This is a genomic window from Pseudomonas aestuarii, from assembly GCF_027988105.1.
GTDB lineage: Bacteria > Pseudomonadota > Gammaproteobacteria > Pseudomonadales > Pseudomonadaceae > Aquipseudomonas > Aquipseudomonas aestuarii.
On sequence record NZ_JAQJZJ010000002.1, the window covers coordinates 131,671 to 153,986 of the forward strand.

Annotated in this window: 20 protein-coding genes and 1 pseudogene; 7 read left to right on the plus strand and 14 right to left on the minus strand. The window is 64.3% G+C overall.

The features are described from left to right. Window positions 1-8 precede the first annotated feature (8 nt). From PH586_RS04505 to greB, 3 genes are read left to right on the plus strand one after another with little or no spacing between them, the layout of a single operon-like run. Window positions 9-692: an ABC transporter ATP-binding protein gene (locus tag PH586_RS04505; protein WP_271346580.1), complete on the plus strand. Its 684-nt coding sequence runs from the start codon at window positions 9-11 to the stop codon at window positions 690-692. Beyond that, window positions 692-3,196, plus strand: coding sequence for an ABC transporter permease (locus tag PH586_RS04510; RefSeq protein WP_271346581.1), 2,505 nt, complete (start codon window positions 692-694; stop codon window positions 3,194-3,196). Before PH586_RS04505 ends, PH586_RS04510 begins: the two co-directional genes overlap by 1 nt. A gap of 34 nt (window positions 3,197-3,230) precedes the next feature. Further along, on the plus strand, window positions 3,231-3,728 hold the full coding sequence (greB, locus tag PH586_RS04515) for a transcription elongation factor GreB (protein WP_271346582.1): 498 nt from the start codon (window positions 3,231-3,233) through the stop codon (window positions 3,726-3,728). A 25-nt stretch (window positions 3,729-3,753) separates the two neighbouring features. Here greB and PH586_RS04520 read toward each other — a convergent pair whose 3' ends face one another. Next, complete coding sequence (locus tag PH586_RS04520) at window positions 3,754-4,062, minus strand: class I SAM-dependent methyltransferase (RefSeq protein ID WP_271346583.1); 309 nt, start codon at window positions 4,060-4,062, stop codon at window positions 3,754-3,756. Between the two features lie 224 nt (window positions 4,063-4,286). Here PH586_RS04520 and thpR point away from each other — a divergent pair, with 224 nt between their 5' ends. Beyond that, entirely contained in the window at window positions 4,287-4,835 is a 549-nt protein-coding gene (thpR, locus tag PH586_RS04525; RefSeq protein ID WP_271346584.1) for an RNA 2',3'-cyclic phosphodiesterase, read from the plus strand. 165 nt (window positions 4,836-5,000) lie between these two features. Here thpR and PH586_RS04530 read toward each other — a convergent pair whose 3' ends face one another. Then, on the minus strand, window positions 5,001-5,435 hold the full coding sequence (locus PH586_RS04530; protein WP_271346585.1) for a DoxX family protein: 435 nt from the start codon (window positions 5,433-5,435) through the stop codon (window positions 5,001-5,003). 99 nt (window positions 5,436-5,534) lie between these two features. Further along, window positions 5,535-6,950 (minus strand): MltF family protein, encoded by a 1,416-nt coding sequence (locus PH586_RS04535; protein WP_271346586.1) that lies wholly within the window; start codon window positions 6,948-6,950, stop codon window positions 5,535-5,537. Window positions 6,951-7,183: 233 nt separating this feature from the next. On the opposite strand from PH586_RS04535, the gene PH586_RS04540 reads away from it, so the two are divergent. Continuing rightward, complete coding sequence (locus tag PH586_RS04540) at window positions 7,184-8,017, plus strand: TatD family hydrolase (RefSeq protein ID WP_271346587.1); 834 nt, start codon at window positions 7,184-7,186, stop codon at window positions 8,015-8,017. A 1,021-nt stretch (window positions 8,018-9,038) separates the two neighbouring features. After that, window positions 9,039-9,743 carry a methyl-accepting chemotaxis protein gene (locus PH586_RS23655; protein ID WP_408636781.1) on the plus strand — a complete coding sequence of 235 codons (705 nt, stop codon included), beginning with the start codon at window positions 9,039-9,041 and terminating at the stop codon, window positions 9,741-9,743. A 50-nt stretch (window positions 9,744-9,793) separates the two neighbouring features. Here PH586_RS23655 and PH586_RS04550 read toward each other — a convergent pair whose 3' ends face one another. From PH586_RS04550 to selD, 11 genes and pseudogenes are all read right to left on the minus strand, one after another. Beyond that, a complete protein-coding gene (locus PH586_RS04550) occupies window positions 9,794-10,591 on the minus strand; it encodes an acyl-CoA thioesterase (RefSeq protein ID WP_271346589.1) in 798 nt (265 codons plus the stop codon). A 404-nt stretch (window positions 10,592-10,995) separates the two neighbouring features. Then, window positions 10,996-11,760, minus strand: a complete 765-nt coding sequence (locus PH586_RS04555) for a CHAD domain-containing protein (RefSeq protein WP_271346590.1) — start codon at window positions 11,758-11,760, stop codon at window positions 10,996-10,998. A gap of 159 nt (window positions 11,761-11,919) precedes the next feature. Further along, on the minus strand, window positions 11,920-13,944 hold the full coding sequence (locus tag PH586_RS04560) for a transglutaminase TgpA family protein (RefSeq protein WP_271346591.1): 2,025 nt from the start codon (window positions 13,942-13,944) through the stop codon (window positions 11,920-11,922). Next, window positions 13,941-14,897, minus strand: a complete 957-nt coding sequence (locus tag PH586_RS04565) for a DUF58 domain-containing protein (RefSeq protein ID WP_271346592.1) — start codon at window positions 14,895-14,897, stop codon at window positions 13,941-13,943. The genes PH586_RS04560 and PH586_RS04565 overlap by 4 nt, the downstream gene beginning before the upstream one ends. Beyond that, on the minus strand, window positions 14,894-15,811 hold the full coding sequence (locus tag PH586_RS04570; protein WP_271346593.1) for an AAA family ATPase: 918 nt from the start codon (window positions 15,809-15,811) through the stop codon (window positions 14,894-14,896). The genes PH586_RS04565 and PH586_RS04570 overlap by 4 nt, the downstream gene beginning before the upstream one ends. Before the next feature lie 118 nt (window positions 15,812-15,929). Further along, window positions 15,930-16,802 carry a methyl-accepting chemotaxis protein gene (locus PH586_RS23660; RefSeq protein WP_408636782.1) on the minus strand — a complete coding sequence of 291 codons (873 nt, stop codon included), beginning with the start codon at window positions 16,800-16,802 and terminating at the stop codon, window positions 15,930-15,932. Continuing rightward, window positions 16,785-17,942: pseudogene (locus PH586_RS23665) on the minus strand (HAMP domain-containing protein); the annotation flags it as partial. The pseudogene PH586_RS23665 and the gene PH586_RS23660, both read right to left, overlap by 18 nt. A gap of 93 nt (window positions 17,943-18,035) precedes the next feature. After that, a complete protein-coding gene (locus PH586_RS04580) occupies window positions 18,036-18,641 on the minus strand; it encodes a flavin reductase family protein (protein WP_271346595.1) in 606 nt (201 codons plus the stop codon). Next, window positions 18,641-18,919 carry a hypothetical protein gene (locus PH586_RS04585; protein WP_079202388.1) on the minus strand — a complete coding sequence of 93 codons (279 nt, stop codon included), beginning with the start codon at window positions 18,917-18,919 and terminating at the stop codon, window positions 18,641-18,643. Before PH586_RS04585 ends, PH586_RS04580 begins: the two co-directional genes overlap by 1 nt. A 100-nt stretch (window positions 18,920-19,019) precedes the next feature. Then, window positions 19,020-20,120 carry a tRNA 2-selenouridine(34) synthase MnmH gene (gene mnmH / locus PH586_RS04590; protein ID WP_271346596.1) on the minus strand — a complete coding sequence of 367 codons (1,101 nt, stop codon included), beginning with the start codon at window positions 20,118-20,120 and terminating at the stop codon, window positions 19,020-19,022. Beyond that, window positions 20,120-21,154 (minus strand): selenide, water dikinase SelD, encoded by a 1,035-nt coding sequence (gene selD, locus PH586_RS04595; RefSeq protein ID WP_271346597.1) that lies wholly within the window; start codon window positions 21,152-21,154, stop codon window positions 20,120-20,122. The genes mnmH and selD overlap by 1 nt, the downstream gene beginning before the upstream one ends. A gap of 110 nt (window positions 21,155-21,264) precedes the next feature. Between selD and PH586_RS04600 the strand changes: the two genes are divergently transcribed. Further along, on the plus strand, window positions 21,265-22,284 hold the full coding sequence (locus tag PH586_RS04600) for a patatin-like phospholipase family protein (protein WP_271346598.1): 1,020 nt from the start codon (window positions 21,265-21,267) through the stop codon (window positions 22,282-22,284). The last annotated feature ends 32 nt before the right edge of the window (window positions 22,285-22,316 follow it).

Below are 22,316 nucleotides of genomic sequence, written 5' to 3' on the forward strand. Positions count from 1 at the left end.
GATTCTCCATGAGCTCAAGCATTCTTACCGCCAGCAACCTTAGCAAAGTGGTTGCCAGCGCGGAAGGCGAGTTGACCATACTCCATGACCTGTCCCTGGCGCTGAACAAGGGCGATAGCCTGGCCATCGTCGGCAGTTCGGGCTCGGGCAAGTCGACCCTGCTCGGCCTGCTCGCCGGCCTCGACCTGCCGAGCGGCGGCGCTGTTGCCTTGGCTGGCCACGACCTGGGCGCACTGGATGAAGACCAGCGCGCCCGGGTGCGTGCCGAGCATGTCGGCTTCGTCTTTCAATCCTTCCAGTTGCTCGACAGCCTCAATGCGCTGGAGAACGTCATGCTGCCCCTGGAGCTGGAAGGCCATGCCGACGCCCGCGAACTGGCCCGCGCCCTGCTCGAACGGGTCGGCCTGGGTCAGCGCCTGACCCACTACCCGCGTCAGCTCTCCGGTGGCGAGCAACAGCGCGTGGCCATTGCCCGCGCCTTTGTGGCGGAACCGGACGTGCTGTTCGCCGACGAGCCCACCGGCAACCTCGACAGCCACACGGGTGAACGCATCAGCGACCTGCTCTTCGAGCTTAACCGGGAGCGCGGCGCGACGCTGGTTCTGGTCACCCATGACGAGCGCCTGGCCCATCGCTGCCAGCGTCTGATTCGCCTCGAAGGCGGTCATCTAGTCGACCACGTGGAACCCTGATGACTCACTTGCCGTTTACTCGACTGCTCTCGCTGGCGACCCGCCAACTGCTGCGCGACGCCCGTGCTGGCGAGTTGCGCGTGCTGTTTTTCGCCCTGCTGGTGGCAGTCGCAGCCAGCACCGCGATCGGCTACTTCAGCGCGCGACTGAACGATGGCATGTTGATGCGGGCAACCGAGTTCCTCGGCGCCGACCTGCGGCTCAGCGGCAGCTCGCCCGCCGCGCCGAAACAGATCAGTCGCGGCACCCGGCTGGGGCTGGATCACGCTCAAGTGGTCGAATTTTCCAGTGTGATTGCCAGCGATGCCGGCATCCAACTGGCCAGCGTCAAAGCCGCGGACAGTGCCTACCCTCTGCGCGGCCAGTTGAAAAGTGCGGCGGCCCCCTACGAGCCCGAGCAAACCGGCCCCGGTCCGCAACCCGGTGAGGCCTGGGCCGAGGCGCGCTTGTTCGCCGCGCTTGAACTGAACGTGGGCGATACCATAGAGGTCGGCTCGAAAACCCTGACCCTGCGTCGGGTCCTGACCTACGAACCGGATCGCGCCGGCGACTTCTACAGCCTGACCCCGCACGTACTGATGCACCTGGATGACCTGGCCGCCACCGGCGTGGTGCAGCCGGGCAGCCGGGTGCGTTACCGTGAGCTCTGGCGTGGCACGCCAGAAGCCCTGAGCGCTTACCGGCAAGCAATCGCCCCCGATCTGGCGGCCAACCAGCGCCTCGAAGATGCCCGCGACGGCAATCGGCAAATCGGCAGCGCCCTGGGTCGAGCCGAACGCTACCTGAACATCGCCAGCCTGGCAGCCGTGCTCCTCGCCGGGGTTGCGGTAGCCCTTTCGGCCGCGCGCTTCGCCGCCAGGCGCTTCGATGCCAGCGCCTTGCTGCGCTGTCTTGGCCTGTCGCGAAATCAAGCGCTGGGCCTGTTCAGCCTGCAACTGGCCCTGCTCGGGCTTGGCGCCAGCCTGATCGGCGCCCTGCTCGGCTGGCTTGCCCAGCACGGCCTGTTCTACCTGCTGCAGGGCCTGTTACCGGCGCAGATCCCGGCGGGCGGCTTATGGCCAGCGCTGGCCGGTATCGCCACCGGCCTGGTCGCCCTCGCCGGCTTCGCCCTGCCCCCCCTGGCCGCTCTCGGCCGGGTGCCACCGCTACGCGTACTGCGTCGTGACCTGCTACCTGTGCCCGCCAGCTCCTGGCTGGTGTATGGCGCTGCCCTATTCGCCCTCGGCCTGATCATGTGGCGCCTGAGCCTGGACCTGCAACTGACCTTCGCCCTGCTCGGCGGCGGCCTGGTTGCCGCCCTGCTGCTCGGCGGCCTGCTCCTGCTCGGTTTGCAAAGCCTGCGCCGCCTGCTGGGCCGCTCTTCACTGCACTGGCGCCTGGGACTCGGTCAGCTGTTGCGCTACCCCTTGGCCGCCGCCGGACAAGCCCTGGCATTCGGCCTAATCCTCCTGGCCATGGCGCTGATCGCCCTGCTGCGCGGCGATTTGCTCGATACCTGGCAGAATCAATTACCCGAGCAGGCGCCCAATCATTTCGCCCTGAATGTCTTACCGGCCGACAAGGATGCGTTCGCCGCGCGCCTGGCCGAGCTCTCGCCCCACCCTGCCCCGCTCTACCCGGTGGTGCCCGGTCGCCTGACCATGATCAATGGCGAGCCGGTACGGCAAATCGTCAGCAAGGAATCCCAGGGCGAGCGCGCCGTTCGCCGGGACCTCAGCCTGACCTGGTCTGCCGACCTGCCGGAGGGCAATCAGCTGCTTGCTGGCGACTGGTGGACCCCCTCCACAACCGACGACTTGCCGGGCGTCTCGGTCGAGTCGGAACTGGCCAAGAGCCTGAAGCTTAAATTGGGCGATCGCTTACGCTTCAATGTTGGCGGCCTCGACCGCGATGCCCGGGTCAGTAGCCTGCGCCAAGTCGACTGGAACAACTTCAAACCCAACTTCTACATGATCTTCGAACCCGGCACCCTGCAGGACCTGCCGGTCACCTACCTGACCAGCTTCTACCTGCCCGCCCGGCAGGAACGGCAACTGGTCGAACTGTCACGCGCCTTCCCCGCGGTCACCCTGCTGCAAGTCGAAGCCCTGCTCGCGCAACTGCGCAGCATCCTGGCCCAGGTCACCCTGGCCATCGAGTTCGTCTTGCTGTTCGTGCTCGCCGCCGGCCTGGCGGTGCTGTTCGCCGGTTTGCAGGCCACCCTGGACGAGCGCATTCGCCAGGGCGCCTTGCTCCGTGCCCTGGGGGCCGAGCGCAAATTGCTGGTCAAGGCGCGGCGGACCGAGTTCGCCCTGCTTGGTGCAATCAGTGGCCTGCTGGCAGCCATCGGCTGCGAACTGATCAGTTTTCTGCTCTACCGCTTCGCCTTCGACCTGGCCTGGCACGCTCACCCCTGGCTATTGCTACTGCCGCCAGTCGGCGCACTGCTGGTGGGTGGCGCGGGCGTGCTTGGCACTCGTCGTGCGTTGAATGTCAGCCCGCTGACGGTGCTGCGCGAGGGCTGATAGACTCGCGCTTTATCGGCCAGACAGCAGTTATATGAGTCGCTATCGTCCACCCCGCTCCGCCGGCACGCCACTGATCACCCCCGAAGGCGAAGCGCGCCTGCGCGCCGAACTGCACGAGCTCTGGCACGTACGTCGGCCCCAGGTTACCCAGTCGGTCAGTGAAGCGGCGGCGCAAGGTGATCGTTCGGAAAACGCCGAATACACCTACGGCAAGAAAATGCTGCGCGAGATCGACAGCCGCGTGCGCTTTCTCAGCAAGCGCCTGGAAAGCCTGAAAGTGGTCAGCAGCCGCCCCAGCGATGCCGACAAGATCTACTTCGGCGCCTGGGTCACCCTCGAAGACGAGGACGGCAACGAGTCACGCTATCGGATCGTCGGCCCGGATGAGCTGGAGCTGAAACTCAACCTGATCAGCATCGACTCGCCCCTGGCCCGTGCCCTGATCGGCAAGGCCCTGGACGCCGAAGTCCGGGTGCCAACCCCGACCGGTGAAAAGACCTGGTACGTGATCGCTATCGACTACCCGTAATGGCAGGAGCCGCACGAGACGAGATTCAGCGCCGGGTGATCAAGCCCTGGCGGGCGACCCGCGTCAGCTCATGCACGGTGGCGTGCAGATCCTCGGCACTGGGGGCTTGCAGCACGGCCATATCGAAGCTGTCACTGGCCAAGCGCGCCAGCGCCTGATGGTCATCGACGAAATGGATCAGAAAGGCGCGCGGCCCGCCCCAGCGCTTGGGCCAACCGTCGAGATAGCGCAGCAGGGTCGGCTGGTGACTACCGCCGAGAAGAATTTTCGGGTTGCGTTGACTCAGCCCGGAAGTGATCGGGGCCAAGCGAATCAGCGATTGGGGACAACTCATGCTCATGTCTCCGCCTCATGAATCCCGCCGGGCAGGTGAGAGGCGACACCGAACCAGCGCTTTAGCGGTATTTCGAAGCCTCCGCAGAGTACTTCTCAGAGCCTTGCAATCTGCAAGTAACTCGGCGCCCCGCAAGTAGCTGTTTAAATCGGCGCATGGGTCAGCATCCTAGAGAAGCCTGCGCGATACTGTCAAGACAGCGCCGCGCAAGGGAATCAAACACCATGAAAAACGATGATCTGCGCTTGTTCTTTGCTCTGGGTTGCCCGCCTGAACTGGCCGAGGCCATCGCCACTTGGCGCAGCCACCTGCACTTGCCCGGCCGGCCGGTCGCAACGGCCAACCTGCACCTGACCCTGGCATTTCTCGGCCAGCTGCCGCGTGCTCGCGTTGCCGAGTTGCAAGGCCTGGGGGGCGTAGTACACGCACCGGTATTCGACCTGCACCTGGATCGCCTCGGCCGACACCGCAATGGCCTGCTGTACCTGGCGCCGAGCCACACACCAGAAGCATTGCTGGAGTTGGTTGAGCAGCTGAACACCAGCCTGAGCAGTGCCGCGATCCAGCTGGAAAGCCGACCTTTTCGCGCTCATCTCAGCCTGCTGCGGCACTGCCCCACGCAACCAATCGATGCCAACCCATCCTTCGATTGGCCAGTAACCCGGTTTTCCCTGTTCGCCTCCGAGCAGAACACCCGCGGCACCCATTATCGGCCACTGCACACCTGGCCATTGTTGTGCGACGAGCAAGACGGCGGCTTTAGCGCTGACTAAACCGGCGCCCACAGGCTGCTCCGCCCTGAGCCACATTGCAGCTCAGGAGAGCTACAGATGCCGTGCTCTTCACTCAATAAAAATGCCGCCTTCCCTTGGCAGGAAAGCGGCATTTTTCTGAGCGTGGAACCGCAGGACGGCGCCCGCTAGCTTCGGCTGAGTTGCTTAGCCGGCGATTTGCTTGTCCAGCGACAGCTTGCCTGCGCCTTCGATCAGAACTGCCAGGCTTATCACCAGCAATGCCAAGGCGAATTCATAGCCGTTGTTGCTCATGAAGAAGCCGTTGGCCATATGCACAGTGGCAATCGCCACCAGCATGGTCACCGCCAACACTGCCGCCGCCGGACGAGCCAGTAGACCGATGATCAACGCCAGGCCGCCAAAGAACTCAGCGCTGCCAGCCAGCAATGCCATCAGGTAGCCCGGTGCCAGGCCGATGCTCTCCATCCACTGACCGACACCCGTCAGGCCATACCCGCCGAACCAGCCAAACAACTTCTGCGCACCATGCGCCGCAAAAGTCAGGCCTGCGATGATGCGTAAAATGGTCAGGCCATAACCTGCTTGAGTGGCGACGACAGATCTGATCAGGGTGTTCATGGGCTGCAATCCTTGTGAGTGAGGTGATGGAGCAAAGAATAAACCAATTAACAGATACTAAAAGCCGATAAAGTCGCTTATTAATATCGTATAAACAGATTAATCCAGCACGCCCACCACTGCCTTCTGCGGCTCCAGCAAATAACGCTCGCGGTCATAGGCAAGGTAGTACTTGTTCACGCTGCTCACATAACTGACCACGCCCATCCCGACCTGCTCCATGGCGATCCGCTCGACCTGAAAGAACCACTGGTTGGGATTCAGACCACGTCGGCGCGCCTCGGCACGCATGCTCTGCACCCGCTGCGGCCCCATGTTGTAACCCGCCAGCACAAAGGCCATGCGCTCGCGCTCGTTGAGCTGGGGGCTGTTGAAGAAGTTGCGCCGGATCATCGCCAGGTACTTGGCGCTGGCTTGCACGTTGTTCTCCAACACGCCGATATTGGCGACCCCAACAGTGCGCGCCGCGCCCGGGGTTATCTGCATCAAGCCGGTGGCACCACCGGCCCCCCGCGCCGCCGGATTGAGGGTGGACTCTTTGAACGCCAGCGCCGCCAGGATCAGCCAATCGAAACCCTGCTGCGCGGCATGCCGCTGCAGCACTGGGCGCACCTTCTCCAAGCGTTGGCGTTCGGTTCGTCCGAGCGGGTAATGCACCCTGTAGAGGCGCCGGTAGACTCGCTGAAAGGCCGCATCCAGATCGGCCGGGGCGCGATAGCCCGCCAGGAAACGGTCGACGCTAGCGCCGAGCATCGATGCTTCCCGGCGCAGGTACCAACGCATGTCGCCGTCCTTGGCCAGCACCAGGTGCGGCTCCAGGCGCAACTTGGGCATGACCTTGGCCCAGCGCTCGGCAATCGGCTGCTCCACCGCGGTAACGCTATAGATACCAGCCTGCACCATTTCCAACACGTCCTCGATGGCCAGGCTGGGGTCGACCCACTCGATGATGATCGGCGGTCGCTTTCTCTGCAGCAGTTGCTGGTTAAACGCCTGCACGGCAGCGCCCGCTGCGCTACCCGCCGCCAAGGCCAGGCTGCGTCCGGACATCTGCTCGAGACTCTGATAACGCCGATCGCCCTGACGCGCCACTATGATCAAGGGGACATTGCTGCGGATCGCCGCACTGGCGCTGATACCCTTGCCTCCGGGCACGCTGAGCAATTCCCCTGGCGCGACGAGATCGCCCTCACCACGCTGCAAGGCCGCGAGCAGTTGGTCCTTGGCTTTGGGAATAATCGTCAGCTTGAGCGCGCGACCATCGCGGGCATTACGATTGAGAAACTGCTCGAATGCACGCAAGCGATGGTATTCCACTCCGATGCTCTGGCCTTTGATTTCACCGGAGCTATTACGGCTCTGGTTGACCAGCACACGCAGTTCTCCGCTGCTGCGAATGCTCGCCAGATCACGCGCCTGGGTCGGCTGCCGCACCTCCGGCGGCCCAGCCACACGTGCAGCGGCCGACAACGGCAGCAACAGCAAAACACAGAATATAAGCAGCGGGCGCGACATCGAGTCTCCACGGCAAGGGCGGCCACCAGGCTTCATTGGCCGAGTGAGACTACCGCAACGCTCGCCAAGTACCAGGAATGCGTGGGGCGCGGAGATTCGCACAGCCCGCTTTCGGATGCCAGCCCTTGGAACTACTCAACATTACAAAGACGCTATATATGACTGTATTTTATAGCTTTTTTTAAAACAAAAAAGCTCTGTTATGCTGCTATCCCCAACCCATAGGTCGCACCATGCAACTCATCGACATTGGCGTCAACCTGACTCATCCAAGCCTCGCCGAACAGGCTGAAGCCCTGCTCGCCCGCGCCTACGCGGCCGGTGTCTGCCAGTTGCTGCTGACCGGCACCAGCCTCGAACAAAGCGAACTGGCTCTCGAGCTGTGCCGCCAGCTGGATGAAAACGGCCAGCGCCTGTTCAGCACCGCCGGCATCCATCCGCACGACGCCAGCAGCTGGAACGCCGACAGCGCCAAACAACTGCAGGCCTTGCTGCGTGAGCCCCAGGTGCGCGCCGTGGGTGAATGCGGGCTCGACTTCAATCGTGATTTTTCCCCACGCCCGCAGCAGGAAAAAGTGCTCGAGGAACACCTGGCCCTGGCCGTCGACCTGCAGCTGCCAGTGTTTCTCCATGAGCGTGACGCCGATCAGCGCCTGCTGGAGATCCTGCGCGACTACCGCGACCGCTTGCCCTCTGCGGTGGTGCATTGCTTCACCGGAGAAAAACGCACCCTGTTCAACTACCTCGACCTCGATTTGCATATCGGCATCACCGGCTGGATTTGCGACGAGCGGCGTGGCACTCACCTGCACCCGTTAGTGCGGGAAATTCCGGTCGGCCGGCTGATGCTGGAAACCGACTCGCCGTTTTTGCTGCCACGCAGCCTGCGGCCGAAACCGAAAAATGGCCGCAACGAACCCGCCTTTCTGACCGAGGTACTCAGGGAGGTGGCGCTGCACCGCAACGAAAGCCTGGAAACCCTGGCGGCGCACAGCACCGCCTGCGCCAGGCAGTTCTTCAGCCTGCCGGTCATTGTCGATACCACTGCCGAGAGCGAGTACAACTGAAGCGCTGCCCTGCCCGAGGCGTGGTAACGCGTCGGCGCAGACGCCCAGCCCCCCTCACAGGGCCAGCGGCTGCAACCCGCGCGACATTCAAGCAGAACTGGGCATTTCCTAAAGTCCACTCAATAACAGTCGTTAACAAGGACGGAACGTCCTGTTGATAGAGATCAACAGGCGCATTGCAGTTTCGCGAGACAGTAGCGGCACTTTGCCAACACGACTTTCGCCGCCATCAGAAGAAGACACCATGGGCTCTTGGGTTCGCAACCTTTCACTCAAATACAAGTTCTGGGCCGTCAACGCCGTGGCCTTTTTCACCACCCTGCTGCTGGTCCTGTACGCCCTGCAACTGGAACAACAGGTAGGCGTCGATGCGGCCAAGAGTGCCGCGCAAGCGCAGGCCAGGCTCCTGAGTGCCTGGCCGGCCGGTCAGCCGCTGCCAGGCGGAGCACAACTGCTGCTGTTTGCCGATGGCCAGACACCGCCATTGGCCAATAATCAGGGCGCCGCACTGAGCCGGGCTCGCGGCTGGGTGGCCCTGGAGCAGGATCCGCTGTCCACGCAAGACGGCTTGATCGGCGCCGAGGTCATCGACCTGGGCCAGGGCCAGCGCCTCGCCGTTCTGGCTAAGGCGCCCAGCCTGATGCAGGTAATTGGCGAGCGCGCAGCAAGCTATGCGCTGGTTGTCGCCCTATTGATGCTGGCCCTGCTGGCGGCCTCGCAACTGCTGATCCACTTCCTGTTGAGCCATCTCAACACCCTCAAGGATGTAATGCTGCAGGTAGAGAAAAGCGGCGACCTGGCGGCACGCGTGCCACTCGAGTGCCGTGACGAAATCGGCCAGATGGCCACGGCCTTCAACGCCATGCAGGCCGGGTATCAACGCGTGGTCGGCATCGTGGCGCAGACGGCCGCACGCCTGGACCAAGGTGCCGAGCGCATGGCCGTGAGCATGCGCGACGTGCGCCAGGGCATGCTCGACCAGCAAAGCGAGACCGAACAGGCGGCCACCGCGATCAATGAGATGTCCACCACCGTTCACCATATCGCGCAACACACGGCAGACACCCGCGATCAGTCAAAAACCGCCGAGCAACTGGCCGGCAGCGGCCAGCAAGTCGTCGACCGTGTCGGTCAGTCGATCGCCGGGTTGTCCAGCGGCGTGCAACAGACGGCGCAAATGATCCAGCAACTGGCGGTCGACAGTCAGAAAATCAGCAGCGTCGTCAGTGAGATTCACGGCATTGCCGAACAGACCAATCTGCTCGCCCTCAATGCCGCCATCGAAGCCGCCCGCGCCGGCGAAATGGGCCGCGGCTTTGCGGTGGTGGCCGATGAAGTGCGCAATCTGGCCAAGCGTGTGCAGGTCTCGACCGACGAGATCACCCGGATGATCGCCGCCCTGCAAAGCGGCACCCGTGACGCCGTCGAGTTCATGCAGGAAAGCTCGCTCAAGGCCGATGACTGTGTGCAACAGGCCCAAGCCGCAGGCGAGGCGCTGGTCGCCATCACCGGCTCGGTGGCGCAGATGCGCGAGAGCAACACCCAGATTGCGGTAGCCGCCGAACAGCAGAGTCAGGTGGCCGAAGAAATGAACCGCTCCATCGTCAGTATTCGCGACGTCACCGAGCAGACGGTGCAGCAAACCACGGGTTCCGCCACCACCAGCTCCGAGCTGGCGGCCTTGGCCGGCGAGCTGAACCGGGCCATCCGCCAGCTCAAGCTCTAGCCGTCAAGAAGCCTCAAGCGCCAGGTGCTGGCGGCTTTCTTGTGCGCTGTTTAACCGAACACCGTGACCGTCTGCCGGCTGATTGCCAGCAACTCACCGCGCGGGCTCCACAAGGCGGCAGCGATATGCCCATAGCCGTCGCGGGCGTGTTCGATCTGCGCACGGTAGAGGCACCAGTCGAGGGTATTCAATTCGGCTACAGGCTGGATGAACTCGATGGTCCAGGTCAATGAACTGCCCGGTGCCGGTGCGCTCAGGTGCGGGAGTACTGCTGGCGGCCAGGCATCGACCAGGGCCAGCAGGTGCGCCTCGCTGACCGGCTGTACTTCGCCCCCTTCGCGCAAGCGCACCCAGCCGCCCATTTCCCGCGAGGGAGTGTTGCTGAAGGGCATGCCGCCGATCCCCCAGCGCATGGCCAGAAAACGAGTGAACTCAGGCGTCACATTGCGTACGTAGGCGAGTTCCTGGCAGTCCTCGACCGGCGTGATCTGCGGCGCGGCTTCAGCCGCAACCCTGATCGCCGACTCGCGCGCCGCGCCGAAACTGCCCTGAACCAGGGTCACCACCTGACCATTCTGCAGCGCGCGGCCCAGCACCTGGCTGACCGCCTTGCCCTCACGCAGCACCTCGACCTGGAAACTCACCGGCACATCCGGCTCGGCCGGGCCGACGAAGGTGATCGCCAGCGAGCGCGGCGGCCGCCCCGCAGGGACATGGGCGCGCATGGCTTCATACACCAGCGCAGCCATCAACCCCCCGAAACTGGCCCGTCCCTGCGCCCAGACGGAGGGGATTACCACGGCCTGCGGCTTGCTGCGAACGGCCTGGAGCAACTCGGAAAAATCCATAACCACCTCAAGATATCTATAGCCGGTGATCTTAGGGGAAATGCACCACGGGGCGACAGGGCGTTTCGGCCAATTGAGCCGGGCAAACGGCGTATCCAGCACGGAGCCCCTGGCAGCCGGGTCGGTCAATCCGTTTTCCTCCACCGCCGCCCCCAGCACCAGGCAGCCCTGCGGCCTGCATTCGCCGTGGCGCCTGCGCCCCACGGGGGTGTGGAAAATTCCACCAACCCGGCGTCCCCCATGGATGGGCAGAGGTAAACAAGGCCGGGAACACTTTCGCGAGTGGGTGCGGCCGCCTGCCAGGCTCGAGCCCAAGGCAAGGATTTCGCCCCGAGGTCGGGCCACCCACGGCAAAGACTTAATCCAGAGAATCTGAATTAAGCAACTGACCGGACGGGCGTCTACTAAACGGAGATGAAATCCTCTTGCAGCGCCAGCAATGCCTGGTCAGCCGCTGCCTCGGCAGCCTGCAAGGCCGTCCGCCAGGGGGTGACGCACATGGCAAGATCCGCTTCCTGTTCGGCCCGCTGCAACCACTGCAAGAGATCATGCCAATCGCCCAGGGCCGCCTGCGCCACCTTCAGGCGCGCCTGGGTCTTGGCCGTCAATCCACTCAGTTTCGGGTAAGCCTCGGCGCCATAGCGCACACGCTTGATCAACAAGCGCAGGCGATGACGATCATGTGCAGGATCGACCAGGGCCTCGGCCAGCCGCCGCTGCTGCTTGGCCAGGCGCCGCCTGACCCGTTTAGCCAGGCCACGCAGCTCAGCGTCCGCCGCTTGGCGCCACAACTGCGGCCACTGATCCAGCGCCTCGAACAGCGCCGGCAGCTCGGCGCCGGCCAGCAGCGCCGCGTAGCCAGCGAGCAAACGTGGCTGACGCAGGTTGACCGCATCGTGCCTACCCTGACGATGCAAATGGGCGATCAACACCTCGAGATCACGCAACGGCCCACTGCTTCGCCCAAGCTCGGCAGCTTGTTGTTGCAGCGCAGCGCACGCAGGCACACCGCGCAGCGGCTGCAACAGGCTGCGCAGCTTGCGCAGGGCAATGCGCAGGTCATGCAGGGCTTCAGGATCGGTCGCGGCCAGCAAACGCTCGCGACAGGCATACAGCCTGACCTGCAGGCGCAGGACCTGCTGCAACTGTTCCTCGATAAAGCGCCCCATAGGGTCTTCCCTTGCAGCCCATTAGAATTGCCAGCTTAGCAGCCTAGACGATCCGGGCGGCGTTGCGTCTAGCACCAGGGCGGCCCGGAGCGCAGCGACAGCCCGCCAGATTGGCGCCGCGCTGAGTACCCACGGCGTACTGCCAGCGGCGAGTACACCCTACGGATCGCGAGTTGCTCCAGACAGTAGGGCAGCCCGCCAGATCACCCTGCGCCAGGGTAACGCCCGGCGCAAGACCGCCAGGTGCGCGCGCAACTCTGCCGGGCGCGCCTCACCCCCGGCATAACGCTGCGCCTCGAAGGCGGCCGCGAAGTTGCCAATGGCCTGGGCCTGGGCTGGCAAGGCCTGTGCCGCACGTTCGGCATAGGCGCGCGCGCCTTCGCCCGGCTGACGGTGCACGGCATGCCGCGCCAACAACTGTTCGAAACGCCTGAACAGACGCTGCTGGGGGTCACGCTCGCGCTGCCAGGGCTTGAATAGCCAGAGCGCCAGCAGCCCCAGCAGTAGCCCACCAGCGCCCACCAGGCTGAGCGCCAGGACCCGGGCGTCGATACGCCCGAACCAGCCTTGCAGCAATTGCAGCTGCTGCGCGCCCTGATAACCAAGCACCAGGCGCTGCCAGCCATGGTTGAGGTTGTCCCAGCCCAAGCGCAGCTGGTTCAACCAACCCAACTGACGGTACCGCAACGGTGAGAACGGCGAGCCCTCGAGAAAGCTCTGCTCATCGACCAGCGCCTCTTCCAGGCCCAATTCGATACGCTCGGGCGCCACCTGGAAGGTCGGATCGACACTCACCCAGCCCTTGCCCGCCTGCCAGTATTCGACCCAGGCGTGGGCATCGAACTGGCGCACCTGGACGTAGTTGCCGCCGGGGTTGTACTCGCCGCCCTGGTAGCCGGCCACCACCCGCGCCGGAATGCCGGCCGCGCGCAGGACGAAGACCATGGCGCCGGCATAATGGGCACAGAAGCCGTTGCGGCTCTCGAATAGAAAATCATCGATGCTGTTCAATCCCAACCGTGGCGGGCGCAGGGTATAGCCGAAGGGCTCACGGTTGAAATGGCTGAGCACGGCCTGCACCAGCTGCTCGGGTTGCGGGTACTGCCGCTTGAGCTCGGCGCCCCAGGCGCGGCTGCGTGGATCGCCATCGTCCGGCAGTTGCAAGGCGCGGCGCAGGCTGTCGCTGGAAGCCGCCGGCTCACGCAATGCCGTTGGCCAGGACGTTACCTGATAGAGCAAGGTGCGTTCGACCGGCCGCCTGCGCTGCAGGCGGTAATCACTCATCTGCCGGGTGTTTTCCAGGCCGGTCTCGGCGACGTCCAGGGCAAACAGCCAGGCCTGCGAACTGGGCTGCATGACGATGCTGTAACGCAACGGCTCACCCTGTTTTTCCCAGGCTGGGGTCGGCAGCAACTGGGCAAAGCTTGCCTGCGACCAGCGTCGACCGTCGAAGCGCTCGAAGGTCAACGCCCGCCAGTAGAGCTGCTCGTGCGGCGGCACCTCGCCCTCGAAGCTGGCGCGAAAGGCCAGCCCGCTCGAGCGACTTAGCTCGGCTATATCCGCCGGTGCCATGCTCTCGGCCAAGCCGCTGACCGCGCGCTCACTCGGCAGTGGCAATGACCACAGCGGGCCCAGGCGCGGGAAGAAAACGAACAGCAGGAGCATCAGGGGCACGGCCTGCAGCAGCAAGCCGGCCGCCAAGCGTGCGGTTGCCCAGGGCTGCGCGGCGACGCCGCTCTGTTGCAGGCCGATCAGGGCCGCCAGCAAGGCGGTGACCGGCAGCAGGCTGTACAGGGCGGCGAGCATGCTGTCGTCGAACAGATAGGCGCTGACCACCACGAAGAAGCCGAGAAAGATCACCACCAGGGCATCACGCCGCGTGCGCATTTCCAGCAACTTGAGGATGAAGGCGGCAATCAGCAACACCACCCCGGCATCCAGGCCGATCAGGCTACCGCGGGAAAACAGCACGCCGACGGCCGCACCCAGCATCAATCCGGCCTTGATCCAGGCATTCGGATAACCGGCATGCATGCGCAAGATCTGGATGCGCCAGGCCGCGCAGCCCAGCCACAGGCCGAGGATCCATAGCGGCAGATGGCCCAGGTGCGGAATGATCACCAGCACCTGGGCGACCAGCAACCAGGTCAGGCTGATCCGCGGAATTGCTCCCGGCCGGCTCATGCCGGCGTGCCGAACAGCGCCAGCGCGCGCAGGCATGCGTCGCGGTGCTGCTCGCCGCTGGCGGGCGCCAGCACCTGGCCCGGCAAACGCAGGGCAAAGGGCTGCTGACGCTCGGACAGTTGCAGCACCCAATGACAGAGCAGCGACAGGCGCAGCTCGACATCGCCCGCCAGCGCCTCGAAATCCAGCCACGGCTCGCGCCCGCCGAGCGCGGCGAAGTCCTTGACCAACAGGCCCTGACCACGGGAATAGGCCTTCCAGTGCAGGCGCCGCTTGGAGTCACCGGGCTGGTAACGCTTCAGTCCCTGGAAATCCTCGCTGCCCTGGCCGTGGGCACGCATGCCCTGCTCGTCCAGCTCGTCATCAGCGCCTGCGGCCAGCGGCAACTCGCCCTCCCGTGGTTGCGGATAGACCAGCAGGGCCTGGTCCAGGTCGACCCAGCTCCAGGCCACCAGGAGACCCAGCGGGAAGCGACTCTCGACCCGCAGGCGCCCCGGCCGCAGCCAGCCGCGACGCAGCGCTGGCAGGCTCAATTCGCACTCACTGACGCCCTGTGCGGGCACATCCTGAGTCTGACAAGGCTGCGATGGCCACCCCAGGGCGATCGCCTGGTGCGCCCGTGCGCTGCTTTCCAGACGCAGGTGAAACTGCCCCTGCTCGCCGACGAACACCGCCCTTGCACCAGCGGCCTTGAGCACCAGACCCGCCAGGTTGCGGTAGGTGTGCAGGATGGCGACGATAAACAGCGACGTCAGCAGAAAGGTCAGGGCATAGGCCAGGCTGTTCTGGTAATTGATCGCGGTCAGCAGCATCAGCAGCAGCGCCAGGGCAAAGGCCAGCCCGACCCGCGTCGGCATGATGAAGATCCGCCGCTGGGTCAGGCGCACGCTGGCGGCCGGTGGAATCCGCCGGGCCAGCCAGCGACTCCAGCGCTGCTTGAGCTGTTGCCTCAAAGCGCCGGCACCTCGCGCAGCAGCCATTGCACCAGCGCGCCGCCGCCATGCCCGGTCGGATCGGCGCGCTCGCGCAGGCGATGACCGACCACCGACGGCAGCACGGCCTGCACATCTTCGGGAATCACATAATCGCGGCCGTCGAGGAATGCCCAGGCGCGGGCGGCGGCGAGCAAAGCCAGGCTGGCCCGCGGCGACAGCCCCCAGGCGAACTGCGGCTGGCTGCGCGTGGCATCGACCAGACGCAGCACATAGTCGATCAGGGCATCGCTGGCGCGCACCTTGGGCACCTCGGCCTGGATCAGCGCCAGCGCGGCATGGTCGAGAAGCGGCTCCAGGCGCGGCAGCAACGAGCGCCGCGAATCGCCGAGGAGCAAGGCTTTCTCAGCGGCCTTGGCCGGATAACCGAGCGACAGGCGCATGAGGAAGCGATCGAGCTGCGACTCGGGCAGGGCGAAGGTGCCGCCCTGGCTCACCGGGTTCTGCGTGGCGATAACAAAGAAGGGTTCCGGCAGCGCTCGGGTCGCGCCCTCGATGGTCACCTGGCCCTCCTCCATGGCCTCGAGTAATGCACTCTGGCTCTTCGGGGTGGCCCGGTTGATCTCATCGGCCAAGACCAGTTCGGCGAATATCGGCCCCGGATGAAAGACGAATTGCCCGCTGTCCTTGACGAACACCGAGGTGCCGAGGATATCGCCAGGAAGCAGGTCGGAAGTGAACTGGATACGCTGAAAGCTCAGGCCCAGGACCCTGGCCAGCGCGTGGCTGAGGGTGGTCTTGCCCATGCCCGGCAAGTCCTCGATCAACAGGTGGCCGCGGGCCAACAGACAGGCCAGGGCCAGGCGCACCTGCGGCTCCTTGCCCAGCAGCACCTGATTCACCGCATCCAGGCAGGCATTCAGTCGTATACGCATCGTTCGCTCCGGCCTTTATCCAAGTGCGTCGATGCTACTGGCCAGCGTCAGGCGGGCAAAGCACCCTGTAACCTTTGCTGACGAAACTGTGAGCGCGGTTCTCACTTAGCGGCGAACTCTACAAGCGGAAATGCCCGGCCATGCCCTGAAGTTCGCGGCCCAACTGGGCCAAGCGAATGCTCGAATCGGCCGTTTCGTCCATCGCCACCGAGGACTGATCGGCGATATCGCGAATCGAGGTCACGCTGCGACTGATCTCTTCGGCCACCGCCGTCTGCTGTTCGGCCGCGGCGGCGATCTGCTGGTTCATCTCGAAGATCTGGGTCACCGCCTCGGCAATCCCGGCGAGGGCGCCCTCGGTCTGATTGGCATCCTCCACCACATGGGCGACCAGGGCACCGCTCTGCTGCATGTCGGCCACCGAGCGCCGCGCCCCCTCGCGCAGCGAGGAGATCAAGCCTTCGATTTCCGCGGTGGACTGCTGGGTACGCTTGGCCAGGGCCCGAACCTCATCGGCCACCACGGCAAAGCCACGGCCCTGCTCGCCGGCGCGCGCGGCCTCGATGGCGGCGTTGAGGGCCAGCAGGTTGGTCTGTTCGGCCACGTTCTTAATCACATCCAGCACCGAATCGATGCGCTGGGTGTCCTGGCTGAGGTGCTCGATGCTCTGGGTGGTGGTGTCCATCGCCGCCGCCAGCTGGTCGATCCGCACCAGGGTCTGGCGCACCACCTCGGCGCCGCGACTGACCCGGTTGTCGGCGTCCTCGGTGGACGCGGCGGCCGCCTCGGCGTTACGCGCCACCTCATGCACGGTGGCGGTCATCTCGCTCATGGCGGTCGCCACCTGATCGGTTTCCACCCGCTGCCCGTTGACGCCCAGGCGGGTTTGTTCGGTAATCGCCGACAACGACTCGGCCGACGCGGAAATCTGGCTTACCCCGCCCTGCAGCTGGCCGACCATCTCGCGCAGGTTGTTCGACATGCCCTGCATAGCGGCCTGCAACTGCCCCACCTCGTCACTGCGCCGAACCTCGATGCGCACACTGAGGTCGCCCTCGGCAATCTGCCGGGCCTGCCCGATCACCTGCTTGAGCGGGCGCACAATCAGCAGGGTGATGGCCAATGTCGCCAGCAAACCGATCACCAGGGCCAGCGCTGCGGCCAGCAGAATCAGCCAGCCACTGGTTTGCAGTTGCGCCTGCATGGCACTCTTCTGGTCTGCGTAGGCCTGTCCGACCAACCCGACGATGCGCTCGGCCTGCTCTACCAGCAGGGCGTATTCCTGCTTCTGCTGGCGCAAGTGGCCGTTGTACTCCTTGAGCCGGTCATTGAACGAGTCGACGTTGCCGATGACCTCCGCCAGCACCGAGGCATAGCCCGGACTGTTCATGGCATCGCGCAGCTCACCGGCCAGGGTCTGCGCATCGATGGCTTGCTGGATTTCACCCTGAGCGACCTCGGCAGAACTGCGGCTCTGCTGCAGGCGTACTCGGGCCTGATCGAGCGCCTGCAACAAAAGCTGATGGACCTTGCTGATCTGCCCGGCCTGCAGCACCGACTCGCCGCCTTGGGTACCCTGGCTGCTCTCGAGCAGATCGATACCATCCTCGACCAGGCCCTCCCCGATCAGGTCAAGGCTGTTAGCGGCGCTCACCACCAGCCAATTGGCCGCCTCCAGGGACAGACTCATGTTTCCGGTCAAATCGACATAACGGTCGAAGGCTGCGAGGTACTGGTCGACGGCACTGTTGACCTCGCCCAGCACCTGCCCACCAGCGGCCGGCAGCTCGGCCTGCAAGGTTGCGCTGCTCGCCAGCAGCGCCTCGACCTGCTCATGCAGGCGCTCGACATGAGTGGCATCATTAGTCAGGGCAAAATCCTGCTCACTGCGGCGGATCTGCAGGACCTGGGTGTTGATCGCGCTCATGCGCTCGAGCAACGCCGAGCGGGCAGCAACCTCACGCAGGGCCGAATAGCCGGTGGCGGCCACCACCGCCGTGAGCGCCAGCACTACGCCGAATCCCAGGGCCAGTTTCTTCGCCGTACTCAAGCTGGCGACGTGCCGTTGCAGATCAGTCCACATATATACCCCACTCCGGTCACTGACGAACCCCGCTCGCCACCTTAGCATGCAAGATAGGAGCGCAAGGCTGCTGGCGACAAGCCATCAACCTTGTCGGTTGTGCTTTTAGCTATATGCAGGTCGTTTTCAGAGCGGGCTAGCTCAGGGGCGGCGCATCTCGAAGCTATCGCGGGTACGGGTATAGGCCATGCCGCCCAGGCGGCCGACCAGATCGAGCTTGTGCGGATCGATCCGGCCCTGGTCGTTGAGCACCGCATCGTCGACATGGGCGAGCAGCACTTCGGCGAAGATCAGGTGGCAGTTCGGCGCATCCGGCGGATACGCCAGCACCTGCGCCACACGGCACTCGAAGGCCACCGCCGCGCCGGCCACACGCGGCACGTCAACTCGTTCGCTGGCCAGGCTGGCGATGCCACAGCTCTCGAACTCGCTGACCCCGTGGGGCAGGTGGGCGGCACTGGCATTCATCGCCTCGGCCTGGGTGAAGGAGACCAACTGGATCACCAGCTCACCGCTCGCCTGTACATTGCGCAGGGTGTCTTTCAGGCTGCCGTCGTCGCGCAGGTTGACGTTGACCATCAACGTCGGTGGCGCGTCGCTGATCACCTGAAAAAAACTGAACGGCGCCAGGTTGCTGATGCCGTCACGGGACACACTGGAGACCCAGGCGATCGGCCGCGGCGTTACCGTGGACGCCAGCCAGCGGTAGGCATCCAGCGCAGTCAGGCTGGCGAAATCGAGTTGCATCAGCGCCCTGCTCGCGACTCGCGGATGTAGAAGCGCGCGCGCTCGGCCTTGCTGGTGCAGCCCTTGTACCCTTCAAATTGCTGCTGGGTCTTCGCCGCAGTCAGCAGCGACAGGGCTTTGGAATAACTCACGGTACCGGTGAAACCTTCGGCCTTGGCCAGGTCCAGTTCGGCCCAGGCCGCGTTGAGTTGATTGGCGCAGCTGTCGCGATAGGCGGTTTTGCCGGCACAACCGGCCAGCACCAGGGCGATCATCGGTAGCAAGATCCAAGCTTTCATGTTGTGCACTCCTTGATATCGGGAAACAAGCAGATGGTGATGATGCCAATATGACGCCCGTCAGGCGGAAAAGTGCCTGCACACCTCAACAATAGACAATCTAACAATGGGCGCGCTGACGTAGAAACGCCACTACGTCAGCCTGTTCGCCCACGAACTCGATGCGCCCGGCCTTGCTCTCGCGCTGGAAGGCATACATGGGGTCGTAATACTCGACCAGCAACGCCTCGATCCAGCCGCGGTGCAGATCCACCACGCCCTGGCTCTGCTGCTCCAACAGCGCTTGATCCATGATCGCCGCCAGGCGCTGATAGCGTTCACCGCCCAGGCGCTTGAGGATATTCGCCAGACTCTGCTGCAGGCGCTCGGCGAAGGCCTTGAAACCCTCCTGCGCACCCTGGAGGGCGATGAATTCGGCACACAGGTCGATCACATAATCCTTGAGAATGCGCTCGACCCGGCCCGCCAGGCTGTCTTCCAGCCAGACCATGGGGAAATCCTGCATGCCCTGGTAGAGCTCCAGCGGCAAGGCGCTTCTGCCGATGATGCGGCCCTCGTCCTCGAGCACGAACTGCTCGATACCCGTCGCGCGCTTTTTCAGGATATCGATCGCCAGGGCATTCTCGAAATCGATCTGCGTCGGCTGGACAGTGGCGCGCTTGCCGAAGCTGGAACCGCGGTGATTGGCATGGCCTTCCAGATCCAGGCTGTTGTCAAGCTGGGCGATCACCTCGGTCTTGCCGGTGCCGGTCATGCCGCCGACCAGGATGAAGTCGCACTGCGCCGTCGCTTGCTGGGTGGTTTCCAGGAGAAAGGTACGCATCGCCTTGTAACCGCCGATCACCCGCGGATAGTCGATGCCCGCCTCGCTTTTCAGCCATTGCTGAACGATCTGCGAGCGCAGGCCGCCGCGAAAGCAATACAGATAGCCCTCGGGATTGGCCCTGGCAAAGGCCGCCCAGGCCTCAATCCGCTGCGCCTTGAGCTCACCGCTGACCAGTTGATGACCCAGTTCGATGGCAGCTTGCTGGCCGCGCTGCTTGTAGCAGGTGCCCACTCGCTGGCGCTCATCGTCGTCCATCAGCGGCAGGTTGCGCACGCCGGGAAAGGCGCCCTTGGCAAACTCGACCGGGGCGCGGGCATCCATCATCGGCGTGTCGTTGAGAAACAGTTGGCGGTAGTCCTGGGTATTGTCGCGCATCACAGCACCTCGACGGCATAGTGCTGGCGCTCGAGCAACTGGCCGATCGGCTCGAGCGCCAGGTCCAGTTCGGCGGCCAGGGCAAGAAACTCCGCTTCGCCCTCGGCGGTTACCGCGATCAGCAGGCCACCACTGGTCTGCGGGTCGCACAGCAGCAGTTTGTACAGCTCGGGTAGCGGCGCAATCTTCTCGCCGTAACTGTCGAAGTTACGCTGGGTTCCGCCCGGCACACAGCCCTGCTCCAGGTAGTACTCGACGCTGGCCAGACGCGGCACCTTGGCGAACTCGACACGTGCGGTCAGGCCGCTGCCGTCGGCCATTTCGACCAGGTGGCCGAGCAGGCCGAAGCCGGTGACATCGGTCATCGCGGTGACTCCCGGCAACTTGCCGAAGCGGCTGCCGGGCTTGTTCAGGGTGCACATCCAGTCGCGCGCCAGGCCGACATCCTCGCGGCGCAGCTTGGCCTGTTTCTCCGCCGTGGTGAGGATGCCGATGCCCAGGGGCTTGCTCAGGTACAGCTTGCAGCCCACGGTGGCGGTGTCGTTGCGCTTCATATGACGTTTTTCCACCAGGCCGGTGACGGCCAGGCCGAAGATCGGCTCGGGGGCATCGATGGAGTGACCGCCCGCCAGCGGGATACCTGCCTGGTCACACACCGAGCGGGCACCGCGAATCACTTCACGGGCCACTTCCGGGGCCAGCACATTGACCGGCCAGCCGAGAATGGCGATGGCCATCAGCGGGTCGGCGCCCATGGCATAAATGTCGCTGATCGCGTTGGTCGCGGCGATCCGGCCAAAATCGAAGGGATCGTCGACGATCGGCATGAAGAAGTCGGTGGTCGACACCACCCCGCGCTCTTCGTCGATGGCGTAGACCGCGGCATCGTCACGCGAAGCATTGCCGACCCATAGATTGGGGTCGAGATTCTGCGCGCCACTGCCCGCCAGGATCACCTCCAGCACCTTGGGGGAAATCTTGCACCCGCAGCCAGCGCCGTGGCTGTACTGGGTCAAACGGATTGGCTCGCTCATGGAATCTCACTCATATCGTCGACAGGCGGCGGCATTCTAGCAAATGTGGCCTTGGCGCCAGTGCTCGGCGCGCGGTATGTTGATAAAACAATGCTTTACGGGGGTAAATGATGACGAAGCGAGTAGCGTTGGTCCTGGGCTCAGGCGGCGCGCGTGGCTATGCGCATATCGGCGTGATCGAAGAGCTGGAAGCGCGCGGCTATGAGATTGCCTGCATCGCCGGTTGCTCCATGGGCGCGGTGATCGGCGGCATCTATGCGGCTGGCAAACTAAAGGACTACAGCGACTGGACCCAGAGCCTGGACTACCTGGATGTTCTGCGCCTACTCGATGTGAGCTTCCGCCTGGGCGCCATTCGCGGCGAGAAGGTGTTCGGCAAGATCCGCGAGATCGTCGGGGAGATCAATATCGAGGATCTGTCGATTCCCTTCACCGCGGTCGCCACCGACCTGACCAACCAGCAGGAAATCTGGTTCCAGGAAGGCTGCCTGCATCAGGCCATGCGTGCTTCTGCGGCGATCCCCAGCCTGTTCACCCCGGTGATCCAGGGCAAGCGCATGCTGGTCGACGGCGGCCTGCTCAACCCGCTGCCCATAGTGCCGGTGGTATCCAGCCACTGCGACCTGATCATCGCGGTCAACCTGAACTCGACCAACCAACAGCATTACCCGTTACCGGTGATCGAACGGCCGCCGGCGCTGAAAAGCCGTTTCGACCTGGTGATGAACTCGCTCGGCTCACGGCTACCCACGTTTCGCCGCAAGCACGGCGAGGACGACGAATTGCTGATGGTAGAACAGGCTCACGAGCAGTCAAACCCCTGGCTGCAGCGACCTGTCGAGCCCACCCCCGCGGAGGCGGAAAGCGCAGCCGCCACCAAGTCCGCCAGCGGTTCGCGGGTCGCCGACCTGAGCGGGCCGGCCTCCCTGCTGGAGCTGATCAACCAGAGCTTCGAGGTCATGCAGACGTCACTGGCACAGTACAAGATCGCCGGCTACCCGCCGGACATCCTGATCAACGTACCCAAGCGCGCCTGCCGCTTCTTCGAGTTCTACAAGGCTCCGGAACTGATCATGCTCGGCCGGCAGATCGCCCGCGACACCCTGGAGAAATACGAACGGGATAACTAGGGCCTGTTGCCGATTCAGCGCAAACCGCGATG

Bases quoted from the DNA above. Each gene is read 5' to 3' on its own strand.
- PH586_RS04505 (WP_271346580.1), top strand. From the start codon at position 9: ATGAGCTCAAGCATTCTTACCGCCAGCAACCTTAGCAAAGTGGTTGCC.
- PH586_RS04510 (WP_271346581.1), top strand. From the start codon at position 692: ATGACTCACTTGCCGTTTACTCGACTGCTCTCGCTGGCGACCCGCCAA.
- greB (WP_271346582.1), top strand. From the start codon at position 3,231: ATGAGTCGCTATCGTCCACCCCGCTCCGCCGGCACGCCACTGATCACC.
- PH586_RS04520 (WP_271346583.1), bottom strand. From the start codon at position 4,062: ATGAGTTGTCCCCAATCGCTGATTCGCTTGGCCCCGATCACTTCCGGG.
- thpR (WP_271346584.1), top strand. From the start codon at position 4,287: ATGAAAAACGATGATCTGCGCTTGTTCTTTGCTCTGGGTTGCCCGCCT.
- PH586_RS04530 (WP_271346585.1), bottom strand. From the start codon at position 5,435: ATGAACACCCTGATCAGATCTGTCGTCGCCACTCAAGCAGGTTATGGC.
- PH586_RS04535 (WP_271346586.1), bottom strand. From the start codon at position 6,950: ATGTCGCGCCCGCTGCTTATATTCTGTGTTTTGCTGTTGCTGCCGTTG.
- PH586_RS04540 (WP_271346587.1), top strand. From the start codon at position 7,184: ATGCAACTCATCGACATTGGCGTCAACCTGACTCATCCAAGCCTCGCC.
- PH586_RS23655 (WP_408636781.1), top strand. From the start codon at position 9,039: ATGTCCACCACCGTTCACCATATCGCGCAACACACGGCAGACACCCGC.
- PH586_RS04550 (WP_271346589.1), bottom strand. From the start codon at position 10,591: ATGGATTTTTCCGAGTTGCTCCAGGCCGTTCGCAGCAAGCCGCAGGCC.
- PH586_RS04555 (WP_271346590.1), bottom strand. From the start codon at position 11,760: ATGGGGCGCTTTATCGAGGAACAGTTGCAGCAGGTCCTGCGCCTGCAG.
- PH586_RS04560 (WP_271346591.1), bottom strand. From the start codon at position 13,944: ATGAGCCGGCCGGGAGCAATTCCGCGGATCAGCCTGACCTGGTTGCTG.
- PH586_RS04570 (WP_271346593.1), bottom strand. From the start codon at position 15,811: ATGCGTATACGACTGAATGCCTGCCTGGATGCGGTGAATCAGGTGCTG.
- PH586_RS23660 (WP_408636782.1), bottom strand. From the start codon at position 16,802: ATGCAGGGCATGTCGAACAACCTGCGCGAGATGGTCGGCCAGCTGCAG.
- PH586_RS04580 (WP_271346595.1), bottom strand. From the start codon at position 18,641: ATGCAACTCGATTTCGCCAGCCTGACTGCGCTGGATGCCTACCGCTGG.
- PH586_RS04585 (WP_079202388.1), bottom strand. From the start codon at position 18,919: ATGAAAGCTTGGATCTTGCTACCGATGATCGCCCTGGTGCTGGCCGGT.
- mnmH (WP_271346596.1), bottom strand. From the start codon at position 20,120: ATGCGCGACAATACCCAGGACTACCGCCAACTGTTTCTCAACGACACG.
- selD (WP_271346597.1), bottom strand. From the start codon at position 21,154: ATGAGCGAGCCAATCCGTTTGACCCAGTACAGCCACGGCGCTGGCTGC.
- PH586_RS04600 (WP_271346598.1), top strand. From the start codon at position 21,265: ATGACGAAGCGAGTAGCGTTGGTCCTGGGCTCAGGCGGCGCGCGTGGC.